The 15,630-nt window shown below is 59.9% G+C and carries 18 protein-coding genes; 5 read left to right on the top strand and 13 right to left on the bottom strand.

Features of this window, described 5'->3' with window-relative positions; all coding sequences use genetic code 11:
• Positions 1 to 8 precede the first annotated feature (8 nt).
• From purL to AC13RM_RS16490, 3 genes are all read right to left on the bottom strand, one after another.
• Positions 9 to 2,240 carry a phosphoribosylformylglycinamidine synthase subunit PurL gene (purL, locus tag AC13RM_RS16480; RefSeq protein ID WP_488555305.1) on the bottom strand — a complete coding sequence of 744 codons (2,232 nt, stop codon included), beginning with the start codon at positions 2,238 to 2,240 and terminating at the stop codon, positions 9 to 11.
• Positions 2,241 to 2,410: 170 nt separating this feature from the next.
• The gene (locus tag AC13RM_RS16485) at positions 2,411 to 3,019 is read right to left on the bottom strand and encodes an acyloxyacyl hydrolase (protein WP_374817127.1); all 609 of its coding nucleotides are present in this window, start codon (positions 3,017 to 3,019) and stop codon (positions 2,411 to 2,413) included.
• 123 nt (positions 3,020 to 3,142) lie between these two features.
• A complete protein-coding gene (locus tag AC13RM_RS16490; protein ID WP_285173915.1) occupies positions 3,143 to 4,561 on the bottom strand; it encodes an aminotransferase-like domain-containing protein in 1,419 nt (472 codons plus the stop codon).
• A 105-nt stretch (positions 4,562 to 4,666) separates the two neighbouring features.
• Between AC13RM_RS16490 and AC13RM_RS16495 the strand changes: the two genes are divergently transcribed.
• Complete coding sequence (locus tag AC13RM_RS16495) at positions 4,667 to 4,912, top strand: DUF1127 domain-containing protein (RefSeq protein ID WP_488555306.1); 246 nt, start codon at positions 4,667 to 4,669, stop codon at positions 4,910 to 4,912.
• 41 nt (positions 4,913 to 4,953) lie between these two features.
• Here the strand turns inward: AC13RM_RS16495 and AC13RM_RS16500 are convergent, their stop codons facing one another.
• The 6 genes from AC13RM_RS16500 to AC13RM_RS16525 all read right to left on the bottom strand — a co-directional run bounded on the left by AC13RM_RS16500 (position 4,954) and on the right by AC13RM_RS16525 (position 8,715).
• The gene (locus tag AC13RM_RS16500; RefSeq protein ID WP_488555307.1) at positions 4,954 to 5,487 is read right to left on the bottom strand and encodes an AAA family ATPase; all 534 of its coding nucleotides are present in this window, start codon (positions 5,485 to 5,487) and stop codon (positions 4,954 to 4,956) included.
• Between the two features lie 82 nt (positions 5,488 to 5,569).
• Entirely contained in the window at positions 5,570 to 5,977 is a 408-nt protein-coding gene (locus tag AC13RM_RS16505; RefSeq protein ID WP_285173910.1) for a hypothetical protein, read from the bottom strand.
• Positions 5,978 to 6,094: 117 nt separating this feature from the next.
• The gene (gene purQ / locus AC13RM_RS16510; protein WP_145317230.1) at positions 6,095 to 6,766 is read right to left on the bottom strand and encodes a phosphoribosylformylglycinamidine synthase subunit PurQ; all 672 of its coding nucleotides are present in this window, start codon (positions 6,764 to 6,766) and stop codon (positions 6,095 to 6,097) included.
• Between the two features lie 103 nt (positions 6,767 to 6,869).
• On the bottom strand, positions 6,870 to 7,112 hold the full coding sequence (purS, locus tag AC13RM_RS16515; RefSeq protein ID WP_069613006.1) for a phosphoribosylformylglycinamidine synthase subunit PurS: 243 nt from the start codon (positions 7,110 to 7,112) through the stop codon (positions 6,870 to 6,872).
• A 17-nt stretch (positions 7,113 to 7,129) separates the two neighbouring features.
• On the bottom strand, positions 7,130 to 7,894 hold the full coding sequence (gene purC / locus AC13RM_RS16520) for a phosphoribosylaminoimidazolesuccinocarboxamide synthase (RefSeq protein WP_112339945.1): 765 nt from the start codon (positions 7,892 to 7,894) through the stop codon (positions 7,130 to 7,132).
• A gap of 266 nt (positions 7,895 to 8,160) precedes the next feature.
• The gene (locus AC13RM_RS16525) at positions 8,161 to 8,715 is read right to left on the bottom strand and encodes an RBBP9/YdeN family alpha/beta hydrolase (protein WP_113229915.1); all 555 of its coding nucleotides are present in this window, start codon (positions 8,713 to 8,715) and stop codon (positions 8,161 to 8,163) included.
• A 168-nt stretch (positions 8,716 to 8,883) separates the two neighbouring features.
• Here AC13RM_RS16525 and AC13RM_RS16530 point away from each other — a divergent pair, with 168 nt between their 5' ends.
• Together AC13RM_RS16530 and AC13RM_RS16535 are read left to right on the top strand one after the other, a co-directional pair.
• Positions 8,884 to 9,684 carry a DUF2189 domain-containing protein gene (locus AC13RM_RS16530; RefSeq protein ID WP_285173907.1) on the top strand — a complete coding sequence of 267 codons (801 nt, stop codon included), beginning with the start codon at positions 8,884 to 8,886 and terminating at the stop codon, positions 9,682 to 9,684.
• Between the two features lie 85 nt (positions 9,685 to 9,769).
• Positions 9,770 to 10,285 (top strand): low affinity iron permease family protein, encoded by a 516-nt coding sequence (locus AC13RM_RS16535; RefSeq protein ID WP_285173906.1) that lies wholly within the window; start codon positions 9,770 to 9,772, stop codon positions 10,283 to 10,285.
• Here the strand turns inward: AC13RM_RS16535 and purB are convergent.
• The 4 genes from purB to AC13RM_RS16555 all read right to left on the bottom strand — a co-directional run bounded on the left by purB (position 10,266) and on the right by AC13RM_RS16555 (position 14,025).
• The gene (gene purB, locus AC13RM_RS16540) at positions 10,266 to 11,567 is read right to left on the bottom strand and encodes an adenylosuccinate lyase (RefSeq protein ID WP_113229916.1); all 1,302 of its coding nucleotides are present in this window, start codon (positions 11,565 to 11,567) and stop codon (positions 10,266 to 10,268) included. The genes AC13RM_RS16535 and purB overlap by 20 nt on opposite strands.
• A 102-nt stretch (positions 11,568 to 11,669) precedes the next feature.
• A complete protein-coding gene (locus AC13RM_RS16545; RefSeq protein WP_488555308.1) occupies positions 11,670 to 12,083 on the bottom strand; it encodes a hypothetical protein in 414 nt (137 codons plus the stop codon).
• A 94-nt stretch (positions 12,084 to 12,177) separates the two neighbouring features.
• Positions 12,178 to 12,864, bottom strand: a complete 687-nt coding sequence (gene rpe, locus AC13RM_RS16550; RefSeq protein WP_113332575.1) for a ribulose-phosphate 3-epimerase — start codon at positions 12,862 to 12,864, stop codon at positions 12,178 to 12,180.
• Between the two features lie 81 nt (positions 12,865 to 12,945).
• Positions 12,946 to 14,025 (bottom strand): ABC transporter substrate-binding protein, encoded by a 1,080-nt coding sequence (locus AC13RM_RS16555; RefSeq protein WP_440478684.1) that lies wholly within the window; start codon positions 14,023 to 14,025, stop codon positions 12,946 to 12,948.
• 168 nt (positions 14,026 to 14,193) lie between these two features.
• Between AC13RM_RS16555 and AC13RM_RS16560 the strand changes: the two genes are divergently transcribed.
• Together AC13RM_RS16560 and AC13RM_RS16565 are read left to right on the top strand one after the other, a co-directional pair.
• Positions 14,194 to 14,688: a flavin reductase gene (locus AC13RM_RS16560; RefSeq protein WP_113229774.1), complete on the top strand. Its 495-nt coding sequence runs from the start codon at positions 14,194 to 14,196 to the stop codon at positions 14,686 to 14,688.
• Between the two features lie 19 nt (positions 14,689 to 14,707).
• Positions 14,708 to 15,630 (top strand): AAA family ATPase (locus AC13RM_RS16565; RefSeq protein ID WP_488555309.1); only part of this gene is annotated, 923 nt, incomplete at its 3' end.

Below are 15,630 nucleotides of genomic sequence, written 5' to 3' on the forward strand. Positions count from 1 at the left end.
TACCTCGATTATTCCGCGGCAGCGAGCGCGCTGCCATCCATGAAGGCAGGAAACCACGATTCATGCGCATTGCGCAACTGTTCAACCGGAAGCGTTAACAGGCCATCGACGACGAGTGCGTCACCGCCGACCGTTCCGAGACGGCGGAAGGGTACGCCGGCGCTTTCTGCGTTGATGCAGACGAAATCGGCGACATCGGCCGGAACGGCGATGACGTAGCGGGCCTGATCTTCCCCGAAAAGTGCGGCATGTGGCAGCGTCCGGCCTTCACTGAGGTCGATGCGCAGGCCCTTGCCGGATGCCATCGCCATTTCTGCCAGGGCGAGTGCGAGACCGCCTGAGGAAATGTCGTGGCAGGCCGTGACCTGCCCATTGCGGATGGCGGAGCGGACGAAATCGCCATTGCGGCGTTCGGCAAAGAGATCGACTTCCGGAGCAGGACCATCCGTCGAGCCAATGATATCGCGAAGATAGATCGACGAGCCGAGATGAGTGCCGTCGAGGCCGATCATCAGCACGCGGTCGCCTTCGGAGGCGGAGCCGATGCGCGCCATCGCCTTCCAGTCCGGAAGAAGACCGACGCCGGCAATGGTCGGGGTCGGCAGGATCGCGACGCCATTAGTCTCGTTGTAGAGCGAGACATTCCCGGAGACGATCGGGAAATCCAGCGCGCGGCAGGCTTCGCCGATGCCTTTGATGGCGCCGACGAACTGGCCCATGATTTCAGGCTTCTCCGGATTGCCGAAGTTCAGGTTGTCGGTCGCGGCCAGCGGCTCGGCGCCGGTTGCCGTGATGTTGCGCCAGCATTCGGCGACGGCCTGCTTGCCGCCTTCGAAGGGATCGGCTTCGACATAGCGTGGCGTGACGTCCGAGGAGAAGGCGAGAGCCTTCGTCGCATGACCCTCGACGCGGACGACACCGGCGTCGCCGCCGGGAAGCTGCAGCGAATTGCCCTGGATCAGCGTATCGTACTGCTCATAGACCCAGCGGCGGCTGGACTGGTTGGCGGATCCAACGAGCTTCAGCAGAGCCTGACCGTAGTCTTCCGGCGCGGCAACGAGGTCGGCCGGCAGCGCGGCGCGCTTGTCGGATTCCCGCCACGGACGGTCATATTCCGGAGCCTGGTCGCCGAGATCCTTGATCGGGAGGTTGGCGACTTCTTCGCCCTGATGGATGACGCGGAAACGCAGATCATCGGTCGTCTTGCCGACAATGGCAAAATCCAGACCCCATTTGACGAAGATCGCCTTGGCGACGGCTTCCTTCTCCGGCTGCAGCACCATGAGCATGCGCTCCTGGCTTTCCGACAGCATCATTTCATAGGCCGTCATTCGCTCTTCGCGGACCGGTACCTTGTCGAGATCGAGCTCGATGCCGAGGTCGCCCTTGGCGCCCATTTCGACGGCGGAGCAGGTGAGGCCGGCCGCACCCATGTCCTGGATGGCGATGACGGCGCCCGTCTGCATCAGTTCCAGGCAGGCTTCCAGCAGGCACTTTTCGGTAAAGGGATCGCCGACCTGAACGGTCGGGCGCTTTTCCTCAATCGATTCGTCAAATTCTGCAGATGCCATGGTCGCGCCGCCGACACCATCGCGACCGGTCTTGGCGCCTAGATAGACGACCGGCAGACCGACGCCCTTGGCTTCCGAAAGGAAGATGGCATTGGACTTGGCCAGGCCCGCCGCAAAGGCGTTGACCAGGATATTGCCGTTGTAGCGCGCGTCGAACTCGACTTCGCCCCCGACCGTGGGAACACCGAAGGAATTGCCATAACCGCCGACGCCGGCAACGACGCCGGAGACGAGATGGCGGGTCTTCGGATGATCCGGCTCGCCGAAACGCAGGGCGTTCATGGCAGCGACCGGGCGGGCGCCCATGGTGAAGACGTCGCGCAAGATGCCGCCGACGCCTGTGGCAGCGCCCTGATAGGGCTCGATGTAGGAGGGGTGGTTGTGGCTCTCCATCTTGAAGACAACGCAATCACCATCATCGATGTCGACGACACCGGCATTTTCACCAGGGCCTTGGATGACGCGTGGTCCCTTGGTCGGCAGGGTGCGCAACCACTTCTTCGAGGACTTGTAGGAGCAGTGCTCGTTCCACATGGCCGAAAAGATGCCGAGCTCTGTGAAAGTAGGCTCGCAGCCGATCAGATCCAGAATGCGCTGATATTCATCCGGCTTGAGGCCGTGGGCGGCAATCAGTTCGGGGGTGATCTGGATCGAATTGGAAATGGTCATGGGCGCTCGAGTGTCCTTGCCTGTAAAGGATTGGAAGACCGGTCAGGGATCGGGGTCTCTTTAGCGCAAGTCTCCCTGTCGTGCGACAGGAAAATCACCGGCGTTCACAACACGCCGGCAATGATGCTGGAGAAATCACGCGTGCGGCCGTCGCCGGCCGTTGTGCGAGATCAGAATTTGTAGCCGACCATGATACCGGCGCGCGTCATGCCGCCGTTAGGCCCATCGCAAAGATTGGCATGCGACGAGTGCGCGATCTGCGCCATTACGTTCCAATGGCTGTCAAAATTATAGCCGAGGCCGGCATATTCGTGGAAGAGCAGGCGGCAGCCGAGCATCGGGCCATGCTCTCGCCAGTCATCCAGGTTGCCCGTGTGCACCGTGCCGCCGAAGCCGAGTTCGGTGAAGATGCCGTTGCTGTGCGTTAGCGTCCAGGAAAGGCCGCCATAGACCTGCGTCGCAGAGCCCGACGTGCCGATCGATGTGCCTACGTGGATACGCGGATGCGTCAGCTGATCCTTCCAATCCGCTGTCGGATTATAGCCGAACGGATTGAAAAGTACCTGGACATCCGGGAAGACACCACTTTCATGCTCGTTGCCGCTCTGGATGGAGCCGCTAGCGCCAAAACGCAGTTCGTCGAAAATCTTGACTGGAGCGGCGGGAGTAGCCGCCACCGTATCTGCAGCGGTTGCGGCCGATTGACCTGCAACAAATACCGAACTGATTACCAGAAAACTCGAAACCAAACGCTTGCTGAAAAAGCTTGCAATAGCCATGCACTCCCCCTGGTGTGGCGGGCGAATCCTCATTTTTTATTGATAGAATGGTAGCGTGCTAAGAGTCGAGACGGCGAAATCGCATTTGCGCAAGATGTCTGTCGATAAATTGCTAAGGCTTGCTTAAATGTGACTATCGTATCCCGACGAGCCGTTTTCCAACAACCTGCGTAATGTCATGAGCCCGGCGGCAACATCTTTTCGCTGTGGCGGCGACGAAAAGGCGACGCGGACGCGATGATAGACCCTGTCGATTCGCGCGGCCTTGAATTCATCCTCATCATCAATGAGCACACCTTCGGAGAGCGCTGCATTCTTGAAGGTACCCGAAAGCCAGGGTTCCGGCAGCTTCAGCCAAAGGAACGGCAGATGCGGATGCGAATTGAACTCGAAGCCCGATAATGCCTCGCGCGCCAATTGCTCACGGGCCTTGATCTCTTCGACGGATTTGCGGCGCAGTTCCAGGGCATGGCCGCCCAGCACGAGTCGGGCACAGGTTTCGGCCAATATGAAGGGCAGGCCGCCCGTCGTCATCTTGTGCGTAACTTTGATGCGCTGGGCAAAATGCGGCGGGCAGGCGACCCAGCCGCCGCGCACGCCGGCTGTCACCGATTTCGACAGGCTGCTGACGACGAAAGTCCGTTCCGGCGCAATGGCCGCCATCAGCGGGTTCTGATCGCCGGTCATGCCGCCATAGAGGTCGTCCTCGATCAGCCATACGCTATGCCGGCGCGCAATGGCGGCAATCGCTCGGCGTCTTGCCTCGGGCATTGTCACCAGGGTGGGATTATGGGCTGTCGGCATCAGGAAGGCGAGGCGCGGATGCTGCTGTTGACACAGGCGCTCGAAATCCTCGGGGATCATGCCGTGCTCGTCCGAATCCACCAGGATCGTGCGGCGTCCCAGCAGGCGCGCGGCGCGGCTGATCTGGGTATAGGTGAGATTCTCGAAGACGATCTTGTCGCCCGGTGAGGTGACGGCCGAAATGACTGCTATGGCGGCGGCATGGGCGCCGAGCGTCGGCACGATTGTCTCGATTGCCGGCTGCCAGCCGTTGCGGGCAAGCCAGATCTGTCCTGCCTCAAACCAGCTCGCCGGGAAGTTCCTTGAATAGGAAGAGATCTCCGTCTGATGCTCGCTGCTGATGTCGGCGAAGAGCTTGCCGATGATCACACCCTGGCCGATATCGGGAGCGGCGGTGGTATCGAAGCGGATCTTGGCATCTGGCGTATTCAGGCCTCGGGTGCCGGCAAGCGCCTGGGTGATCGGATCGACGAGCTCGATCTGCTTGCCGTTCGAACGCTCCAGAACATAGGTGCCGCGGCCGACTTCACCGGCGACAAGGCCGCGTTCATGCACGAGGGCATAGGCCCGGCTGACCGTGCCGATGGTCACGCCGATATCATAGGCGAGATTGCGCTGCGGCGGCAGCTTGGTGCCGGGTGGCAAGACGCCATGAGTAATCGCGTGTTCGATGGCATCGGCTACACGGATATAGACCGGGCCGGTTCCGCTGGAAATGTCAGGAAGCCAATTTGTCATAATGACAATTTCTTAGATTGTCCCCATCTTCGAGTCAAGAGTATGAGTCAATTTGCATCGTTTGGCTCGATGCATCAAAATTGTCACCATTATGTGGAAATGAAGATGAGTACAATGGTTACGATCTGTTCGACCGAAGTGGGAGACCCCTGCGCGGCGGGCGTGGGAATTAGAGCGGCGCAGCCAAGGCCGCATTGGATAGGCCGGCTGTGGGCGCTTTACGTGCATTGGCTGGAGAAGCGCGAGGGACGGCGTGTGCTGAGAGACCTGACGGACGACCAGCTGTCCGACATCGGCCTGACGCGTCGCGAGGCGGCGAAGGAAGTCAATAAGTCGTTCTTTTGGGATTGAGTGCCGGCACGAGCCGATCTTGGCATCAACCTGTCTGGCGTCTAATTGAGACTCAGGACGGAATGAACGAAATCGGCGCGTTCCTCGACGCCGATTTTCGGTAGGATATGGACTTCGTAGCCGAGCGTGGGATAGGCGGCAGTCAGCCGGTCATACTCCGCAACCGCCGCCGTAAAATCGTGCCTTCTTTCGCGATCGCCGACGTAAATTTCCGGCCATGGCGGGGTCAGGAAGACATGTCGGTTGTAGCGATGCAATTGGCCAAGCAAAGCCAGGGCGGGTTCGCCCGTCATATATTCGAGCGCCGATGCGGCATCGATCAGTCCTCTGTCGAAAAAGACCAAACCGGATAATTGCGCCGCTTTCTCGCGGTCAGTCAGCGACATGGCGATCGCCCGACGGGCAAATGCCAATGCATCGACCCATGGCAGGGCCGAACCGTCACCTTGCAGTTCCTCGATGACGATGCGACGGCCCGGCTCCTCGACGATGTGGTGACCACGTCGCTTGAGCATCTCCAGCAACGTCGATTTGCCGCCGCCGGAGCAGCCTGAGAGAATGATAAATCTGTCCATGACAATGATCTCCGCGTAGAGGGCACGTCATGCGCTGGCTGCGAGGCCTCCCCGGGGGGCGGGAAAGCCTAAGGCCATCGACTTAGCTGCAAGCCTTCGAACCACCAGCCCAGCGATTGACGTCGCCCGTGATACGGCCGCCGGAAGCGCCTGCCATCATCGGACCGAAGGCCTGCAGCTGCGCGGGATTGCCTTCCGCCTGCACGACGAGAGACGGTCGGCCGGTCGGATGCTTCTTGTCGACCACGAGGATGCGCGGACGACCGGTGAAGGAGTTGAGCTCAGGAGCGAGCTGATAACTGGCGAAAGCCGGGTCCGAAGACTTGAACCAACACGCATTGGCGCTGAGCATGATGCGCTCCATCGTCGACAGGGCGCTGTGATCGGTCGCGGTGATGCTCGGCGGACGCGGGCCGCACGAGGTGACCAACAGCCCAAGCATCGCGATGGCAGCGGCGGAATAAAGTCCTGTGAGGAGGCGAGGGCGCATCAAACTCTTTCCAATGAGGCTATTAGGTCTGCTAAAGTGTACCGGATCGCTTTGCGACGCCCTGCTGTTCTATGCAAAGACGCCGATTTTATGGTTCCGATAGTGGGGCGGCCGTTATCAGGCTGCGACCACGCCAAGCGCGGAGGCGAAGAGGCCACGGCCATCGCTGCCGCCATGGGCAGCTTCGATAAGATTTTCCGGATGCGGCATCATGCCGAGCACGTTGCCCTTGGCATTCATGACGCCGGCAATGTCGTTAACCGAGCCGTTGGGATTGGTGCCTTCGGCGTAGCGGAAGACCACCTGGCCATTATCCTCGATCGCCTTCAGCGTCTCGGCATCAGCGAAATAATTGCCGTCGTGATGGGCGACCGGGCTGCGGATGACCTGGCCCTTCGCATAGGCGGCTGTGAAGTCCGTTTCGGCATTGACGACTTCCAGCTTCACTTCGCGGCAGACGAATTTCAGCGAGGCGTTGCGCATCAGCGCGCCCGGCAGCATGCCCGCTTCCAGAAGGATCTGGAAACCGTTGCAGACGCCCAAAACCTTGACGCCCTTGTCGGCCTTGTCCTTGATCGCCTGCATGATCGGCATGCGGGCGGCAATCGCGCCGCAGCGCAGATAATCGCCGTAGGAAAAGCCACCGGGAATGACGATCAGGTCGACATCCGGGATTTCGGTTTCCGTCTGCCAGACCGTTACGGGCGCCTGACCGGAAATCTTGGTCAGCGCCGCGATCATGTCGCGATCGCGATTGAGGCCGGGGAGTTGGACGACTGCTGATTTCATGATGCTGTTCCCGCAATAGGCGAAGAGTAATCGCTGGAATGTGCTTCGTGAGCCATACTTCATTGCTTCAGACAAAGGAAGGATGGCTCGCGAAAGAGGACAATCAGTCGATCGAAATGCTGAAGTTCTCGATGACCGTATTGGCGAGAAGCTTCTCGCACATGGCCTTCAGATCGGCTTCGGCCTTGTTCTTGTCGGTGCCTTCAAGCTCGAGATCGAAGACCTTGCCCTGGCGGACTTGATGAACGCCGTCAAAGCCGAGTGCGCCGAGCGCGCCTTCGATTGCCTTGCCCTGCGGATCGAGAACGCCGTTCTTCAGCGTGACGGTTACACGAGCCTTGATCACGATTGTCCTTTCTGAACTTACTTGACGAGAACCGGGCCCGTGCCGCGCACGGGTTCGTTTTCATTGATGATGCCGAGGCGGCGTGCCACTTCGGAATAGGCTTCGAGCAGGCCGCCCAGGTCGCGACGGAAGCGGTCCTTGTCCATCTTTTCGCGGGTTTCGATGTCCCAGAGACGGCAAGAGTCCGGCGAGATTTCGTCGGCGAGGATGATGCGCATCATGTCGCCTTCGAACAGGCGGCCACATTCGATCTTGAAATCGACGAGCTGGATGCCGACGCCGAGGAAAAGACCGGTCATGAAGTCGTTGACGCGGATGGCGAGCGCCATGATGTCATCGAGCTCGGCCGGATTGGCCCAGCCGAAAGCCGTGATGTGCTCTTCGGAGACCATTGGGTCTTCTAGCGCATCGGACTTGTAGTAGAACTCGATGATCGAGCGCGGCAGGACCACGCCTTCCTCGATGCCGAGGCGCTTGGCGAGCGAGCCGGCGGCAACGTTGCGCACGACGATCTCGAGCGGAATCATCTCCACTTCCTTGATCAGCTGCTCGCGCATGTTGAGGCGGCGGATGAAATGGGTGGGAATGCCGATCTTGTTCAGATGGCTGAAGATATACTCGCAGATGCGATTGTTCAGAACGCCCTTGCCATCGATGACTTCGTGCTTCTTCTTGTTGAAGGCGGTGGCGTCGTCCTTGAAGAACTGGATCAGCGTGCCCGGCTCAGGCCCCTCGTAAAGGATCTTGGCCTTGCCCTCGTAAATACGGCGGCGACGGTTCATTGGTATTGTTCTCTGTCTTTGGCGCTCATGGGACAGCGCAAGTGGATCGTATGTGGGCGTCCCCATAACGGATAAGAAGCGAATTCACAATCCGCCTGCGCCTCCTTCCTTGGAATTCCGGCCTTAGCGGGATGCCAATGCCAGATTCGGGGTCCAGTCATGACCTGTTTTACAGGTTTTTATCTGATGATGGAATGAAGGCGCCCTGTACTTCACAGGCTAGTGAGGCGAGGCATGCCTCTATCCATGATCATTTAGCGATAATACTACGGCTTCAGCTGGCTGAGAAACTTTGCAAAGACCATCGTGCCCTCCGGCCAGGGGCCGTGACCGGATTCGGTGTTGATATGGCCAGCTTCGCCGGCATCGATCAGCATCGAACCCCAGCTATTGGCGATATCGTCCGCATGCTCGTAGCTGCCGAAGGGATCGTTGCGGCTGGCAATCGTGATCGACGGAAATGGCAGGGGATCGCGCGGATAGGGGCCGAACGTCATCAGATGCTTCGGCCGGATGTCGGGATTGGCGACATCGGGCGGTGCGACGAAGAATGCGCCTGCGACCTTGTTGCGGAAATGCGGGATTGCATGGATCACCGAGGGAACGCCGAGGGAATGCGCGACCAGCACGACGGGCTTGTCCGACGCATTCACTTCTTCCGCAATGCGGGCCACCCAATCGTCGCGCACGGGCTTCGACCATTCCGCCTGTTCCACGCGCCGTGCGGTCGAGAGCTTCTGTTCCCAGCGCGTCTGCCAGTGGTCGGGGCCGGAATTCGTGTAGCCGGGAATGATGAGGATGTTTGCGTCGGAGGCTTTCATGATTTCGCCGATGTGGAAAAGGGGAGCCCAACTGTCAAGGGAAAAGGCGACAATTGCGGCAAAATTTGCTAGGATTGCCGTTGCCGGTAGCGAATGACGATGTCGGCGACCCGTTTTGCCGCCATCCAGCACCGCCAACCGAGCACCACGGTTGAGGAGGAGAGCATTATGACGGCCTTTCACGTCATGGTTGGAGCAGACCACACTTTTACGCGTCCCGCCATCCGTAAGATCGCTATCGCCGATCTCGTCGATGCCCTGAAAATGGGACTGGACGATTTCAGCGAAAAACCATCCCATTATGTCTTCCTGTGCCTAATGTATCCGATTGCCGGCATCGCCCTGGCGATCTGGAGCACCGACCAGAATCTGCTGCCATTGCTGTTTCCGCTGATGTCCGGTTTTGCCCTGCTTGGACCCTTGGCCGCGATCGGCCTTTATGAGATCAGCAGGCGGCGGGAAAAGGGGCTGGATACGTCGTGGAGCCATGCGTTCGACGTGCGCTTCTCATCAGCCTTGCCGTCGATCATCGTTGCCGGCCTCATGCTGTTCGGCCTGTTCATCGTCTGGCTCTTCGTGGCGCGGAATATCTATTTCATCTATTTTGGCGATGGTGTTCCCCCGACGCTTCCATCCTTCGTGTCGAGCGTACTGACGACGCGGGAAGGCATGGCCATGATGCTTTGGGGCGATCTGATCGGCTTTGTCTTTGCGCTCGTGGCCCTGGCGACCACTGTCGTTACGTTCCAGCTGCTGTTGGACCGTGACATCGGTGTCGTCGCCGCGATCGATGCGAGTATCCGGGCGACGCTGACCAATCCGGTGCCCATCGCCGTCTGGGGCTTGATCGTGGCGGCGCTGCTCGTCATCGGCACCATCCCGATCTTTGCCGGGCTGGCGGTCGTCATGCCGATCCTCGGCCATGCATCCTGGCATCTCTATCGCAAGCTGATTGTGACTGAAAGCTAGACCAAGCCGGCATAGGCGGAAGCCTGCATCATTGGAACCGCGGGGCGGTTTTCACGTTGATCCGCATCATAAGGAGATGCGGATCATGGCGCGGCTTACTCATATTTTCACCCGTTTCGCAGTCGTGGTTTCGGAATGGACCGGCAAGCCGGCCATTTTCGTGCTGGCGCTGCTTTCGGTGGTTCTTTGGGGAGCCACCGGGCCGATCTTCGGTTACTCCGACACATGGCAGCTGGTCATCAACACCAGCACGACGATCGTCACCTTCCTGATGGTTTTTCTGCTCCAGAATGCACAGACGCGCGATACGCGGGCCATCCAGGCCAAGCTCAACGAACTTATTCTGACGAGCGCGGCCGAGAACCGCTTCATCGGGATCGAAAATCTTGACGAAGAGGATTTGAAGCACCTCGACCGGCTGGTCGAAAAGGCGGCAAAGCGCGAACCTGAACAACATCAGGGCAAGGCTGGCGAGAGCATCGAGCATGATCGCGCTATCGCGGCCACATCCGCCAACAACAGAAAGAGGCGGCGCGTCAGCGGCACCGCCTCAAGCAAAGCGCAATCGAAAGCCGGAAATTCTAGCCGAAAACCCGCTTGAAGATCGTGTCGACATGCTTGGTGTGATAGCCAAGGTCGAACTTTTCGCGGATATCTGCTTCCGAGAGAGCCGCACGCACTTCCTGGTCGGCCAGCAGTTCCTCGAGGAAGTCCTTGCCTTCCTCCCAAACCTTCATGGCGTTGCGCTGGACGAGCCGATAGGAATCCTCGCGGGAGACGCCGGCCTGGGTCAGCGCCAGCAGCACGCGCTGCGAATGAACAAGTCCACGGAACTTGTTCAGATTCTTCATCATATTGTCCGGATAGACGAGCAGTTTGTCGATGACGCTTGTCATCCGGGCCAGCGCGAAATCGAGCGTCACGGTCGCGTCCGGGCCGATCATGCGTTCGACGGAGGAGTGCGAGATATCGCGCTCATGCCAGAGAGCGACATTCTCCATGGCCGGGATCGAATAGGAGCGGACCATGCGGGCAAGACCCGTCAGGTTTTCCGTCAGCACCGGATTGCGCTTGTGCGGCATGGCGGAAGAGCCCTTCTGGCCCGGAGAGAAATATTCTTCGGCTTCCAGAACTTCTGTGCGCTGCAGATGGCGGATTTCGGTGGCGAGACGTTCAATCGAGGAGGCGACGACACCAAGCGTGGCGAAGAACATTGCGTGACGGTCGCGCGGGATGACCTGCGTCGAGACCGGCTCCGGCTTCAGGCCGAGGGCTGCTGCGACATGCTCTTCGACGCGTGGGTCGATATTGGCGAAGGTGCCGACGGCGCCGGAGATCGCGCAGGTGGCGACTTCCTCGCGGGCTGCGATCAGGCGCTGCTTGCAGCGCTCGAATTCGGCATAGGCGAGCGCCAGCTTGACGCCGAAGGTGGTGGGTTCGGCATGGATGCCATGCGAACGGCCGATGGTGACGGTGTCCTTATGCTCGAAGGCACGGCGCTTCAGGGCTTCCAGCAGCTTGTCAATATCGGCGATGAGCAGGTCGCTGGCGCGCACGAGCTGGACGTTGAAGCAGGTATCGAGCACGTCCGAGGAGGTCATGCCCTGGTGGACGAAGCGGGCGTCCGGCCCGACGATTTCGGCAAGATGCGTCAGGAAGGCGATGACATCGTGCTTGGTAACGGCTTCGATCTCGTCGATGCGGGCAACGTCGAACGTTGCCTTGCCACCCTTTTCCCAAATCGTATCCGCTGCTGACTTCGGAATGACGCCGAGCGCAGCCAGCGCATCACAGGCATGGGCCTCGATCTCGAACCAGATACGGAACTTGGTTTCGGGAGACCAGATGGCGACCATTTCCGGTCGGGAGTAGCGCGGGATCATAGGCTCAAAGCTTTCTTGGCTGACGGAAAGGGAAAACTCGGCGCCCCCATAACAAAGACGGGCGGCAATCACAATGTTTCAGAGGCACAATGTTTCAGGGCCTCAATCTCTCTGCCGCGCAAGATAGGCCGAAACAACGATCAGGCATAGCAGGCCGAGCGGCAAAAACAGGGCGAGGCCGAGGACGGCGAACTGGTAGACGGCGCTGGCGCCAGTGAACAGGAACTGGAAGATCCAGATGAGCGAGCCGAATGGTGCATGCCAGCGCGAATAGAACCAACGATAGTCCATGGCGAAAAGGAAGGCTGTCATCGCCGCGGTGCCTACGGAGAGGGCCAGAAAGAAGGCGGCAAAACGCACGCTGGTCGGCCGCTGGCGGGCAAAACGCTGGGTGAGCGGCACGAGGATGGGCCAGGAGAGGGCGCCGCCGAAGAAGTAGACGAGGGTAAGCGCGCCAAGATGGCTCGTCAGTAGCCCGTTGCGCAAATAGAGCGCCGCGATCGCCGAGGCGGCCATGGCCGCCCCCCAGCAGATCGCATTGCCCAGAACTTCAAGACAATGCGAGACGACGGTCCGAGTCCGGCCCGTCGCTATAACGACATCAGTCGGATTAGTTTGATCCAACGCGGCCTCGTTCGGCCGCCGCCCGGAGATCGCCGATCGTCTGCCTGTAGGCATCGACCGATTCGCCCTTGAAGATGGCAGAGCCGGCCACGAGGACGTTGGCACCGGAAGCGGTGATCAGAGGGGCCGTTTCAACGGAGACGCCGCCATCGACTTCCAGTTCGATCGGACGGTCACCGATCAGGGACTTGGCGTTGCGGATCTTGTCGGCCATGGCAGGGATGAACTTCTGGCCGCCAAAGCCCGGATTGACCGACATGATCAGGATCAGGTCGATATCGTCGAGCACGTTTTCCAGCACGGAAAGCGGGGTTGCCGGATTGAGGGTGACGCCGACCTTCTTGCCGAGATGGCGGATCGTCTGCAGCGAGCGATGCAGATGCACGCCGGCTTCGGCATGGACCGTGATGCGGTCGCAGCCGGCCTTGGCGAAGGCTTCGAGATAGGGATCGGCCGGCGAGATCATCAGATGGCAGTCGAAAGTGGCTGTCGTGTAAGGGCGCAGCGCTTTGATGACATCAGCGCCGAAGGAGATGTTCGGCACGAAATGGCCGTCCATGACATCGAGATGGATCCAATCGGCGCCGGCTTCGGTCACATCCTTGACCTCCTGCCCGAGCTTGGCGAAGTCGGCAGCGAGAATGGAAGGGGCAATGCGGATCGGCAAGGTCATGGGTAGCTGAGCTCCAACTGATTATTTCGCGCCTGGATTACCACCGCTGCAACGGGCAAACAACCGCCAGAACGGCTTGCCTCAGTTCGATGGCGTCACCGGCACGAAGGCATTGCCCCGCCATTCCAGCAGGCGATAGGGGTTTTCGGTCACTTCGTGGTTCTGTCCGAACGAGATAGGGCCGATCATTGTCTGGAAAACCGTTCCCATGAGCTTTTCGGCAATGGGTTTATTGTCCGCCTTGGCGCCGTCCGCCGCCTGGCTGGCGATCTGAGCCGCTGCTGCGGCCGGCAGGGTATAGCCGTCGGGTTCGATACCGCCCGCACGCATCGCCTGTACCGCAGACTGGGCTGCCGGCAGGCTGGTATAATCGGGTAGCGCAATCGCCTGCACACCCTCCAGCAAGGGAAGGGGCTGATCTGCTGCGCGCATGGCGTCGCCGCCCATCAGGACCAGCGGGATGTTCTCGTTCTTCGCGTCGCGGGCAATTACGGCGACATCGCTGCGGTCGCCGCCGACGAAGACGCGAGTTGCGCCCGCTTTCTTCAGACGGCGTACAAGCGCGATCTGCTGGTCCTGGCCGGGACGGTACGTATCGGTGAAAACGGGCTTCAGCCCCTTTTCCTCCAGTGCGTTGCGGATAGCGCCGACCAATTCGCGGCCGTGTATCGTGCCGTCATCGATCAGCGCCATCGGCTCCGCAGCCCAATTTTTCAGGATGGTATCGATCGCCACGGCCGCCTCGGCGCTATCGACCGGCGCCAGGCGAAAGAGCGGCCAACCATTTTTCAACGCATCTTCCATGAGGATGCGCGAGCGCACGGAAACGGTGATGACGGGAATGCCGGCATCCTTGAGGCGCGGCAGCGCGCCCTCCAGGGTCTCTGTGCAGAGAAAGCCGATTGCAACTTGTGCTTTGGCAGCCACCAGCGCTTCAGCGGCGGCTCGGCCGCCATCCTCCGTGCAAGGCTCGTTGACCACGGTGGCCGTATCCTTTTGGGCCTGGATCTCGAAATTTGCGCCGGCGGTTATCTCCGCTCCGAGCGTTGCGAAATTACCGTCCTGCGGTGCAACCACGCCGATGTGAATTCCTGCGGCATAGCTGCTGCCGGCCGCCGAAAGCAGCGCAAGCAGGAGCGGAAGGCGACGCAGAACGTTCATCGATGGAGTATCCCGGACAATTTTCCTGCCTTATTTATCCGTCTGCGAGGCATCGTCAAAGAAAAAGCAGCAAAATCGCTCTGTTTTCAATAATGCTATTGTAGAAAAGCTAACACCTGACCGTCATATAGAATGTTAGGCGAGCACGACTCAACAAAGGAGACGGTGGTGCTAGACAGGCAGCGTATGGACCCGGCGCTTTATCGCGATGCCATGAGCCGTTATGCGGGGCATGTGCAACTGGTGACGACGGCGCTCGGTGCGGAGCGACGGGGCGTCACGATCACAGCCGCTTGCTCGGTGTCGGATAGCCCTGCGACGGTTCTGATCTGCCTCAACAACAGCAACGAGAAAAACGAGATCTTCTTCAAAAGCGGCGTCTTCGCTCTGAATACGCTCGGCGCGGATCATCAAGCCCTGGCCGATGCCTTTTCCGGCAAGACGCAGCTGACCGTCGACGAGCGCTTCGCTGCCGGCAAGTTCGAGACGCTGGCGACGGGTGCGCCCGTGCTTGCCGATGCTCTTGCCGCCTTCGATTGCCGCGTGCTCGAGATCAAGCAGGCCTCCACGCACAACATCATCTTTGGCGAAGTGATGGCCATACGCTACAGCGAACCGAAGCCGGCATTGCTCTATATGAACCGGGGCTATCACACGCTATAACCCCTGCAAGGGAGTTATCATGGCGGATCAAACATTACCTTCGCTGCCGAGTTCGATCGATGAGACGATGGCGTTGCTCGGCGCCCATGACTATCTGGCCGGACGCGCGCTCGGCACGGTTTTGTTTCTCGCATTGAAGATGAAGCGGCCGCTCTTTCTGGAGGGCGAGGCCGGCGTCGGAAAGACCGAAATCGCCAAGGTCCTGTCGAAGGCGCTCGACCGGCCGCTTATCCGCCTGCAGTGTTATGAAGGTCTGGATGTTTCCTCGGCTGTCTATGAATGGAATTATCCGGCGCAGATGCTGGAAATCCGTCTTGCGGAAGCATCAGGCCTCACCGACCGCGACCGTATCGAGGCCGATATCTTTTCCGAACGCTATCTGATCCGCCGGCCGGTGTTGCAGGCGCTATCGACCGTTGGCGGTCGGGCGCCGGTCTTCCTGATCGATGAACTGGATCGCACCGACGAGGCTTTCGAGGCATTCCTGCTGGAGGTGCTGTCCGATTTTCAGGTGACGGTGCCGGAACTCGGGACCATCCGGGCAGCCGAACCGCCCATCGTCATCATCACCACCAACCGGACGCGCGAAGTCCATGACGCCTTGAAACGGCGCTGTCTCTATAATTGGGTCGATTATCCTGAGGCCGAGCAGGAGCTTGAGATCATCCGCCGCAAGGTGCCTGGCTGCAACGAAGCGCTATCGCGCCAGATCGTCGCCTATGTGCAGAGGCTGCGCATGCTCGACCTTTTCAAGAACCCGGGCGTCGCCGAGACGATCGACTGGGCGACCGCCTTGACTGAACTCGATCGGCTGGCGCTCGATCCGGAGACTGTTTCGGATACGCTTGGGACGTTGCTGAAATATCAGGACGATATCGCCCGTATTCAGGGCGCCGAAGGCAAGCGTGTGTTGGACGAAGTCAAATCCGAACTGCTGGCGGC

Source organism: Martinezella sp. CNPSo 3732, assembly GCF_057784515.1.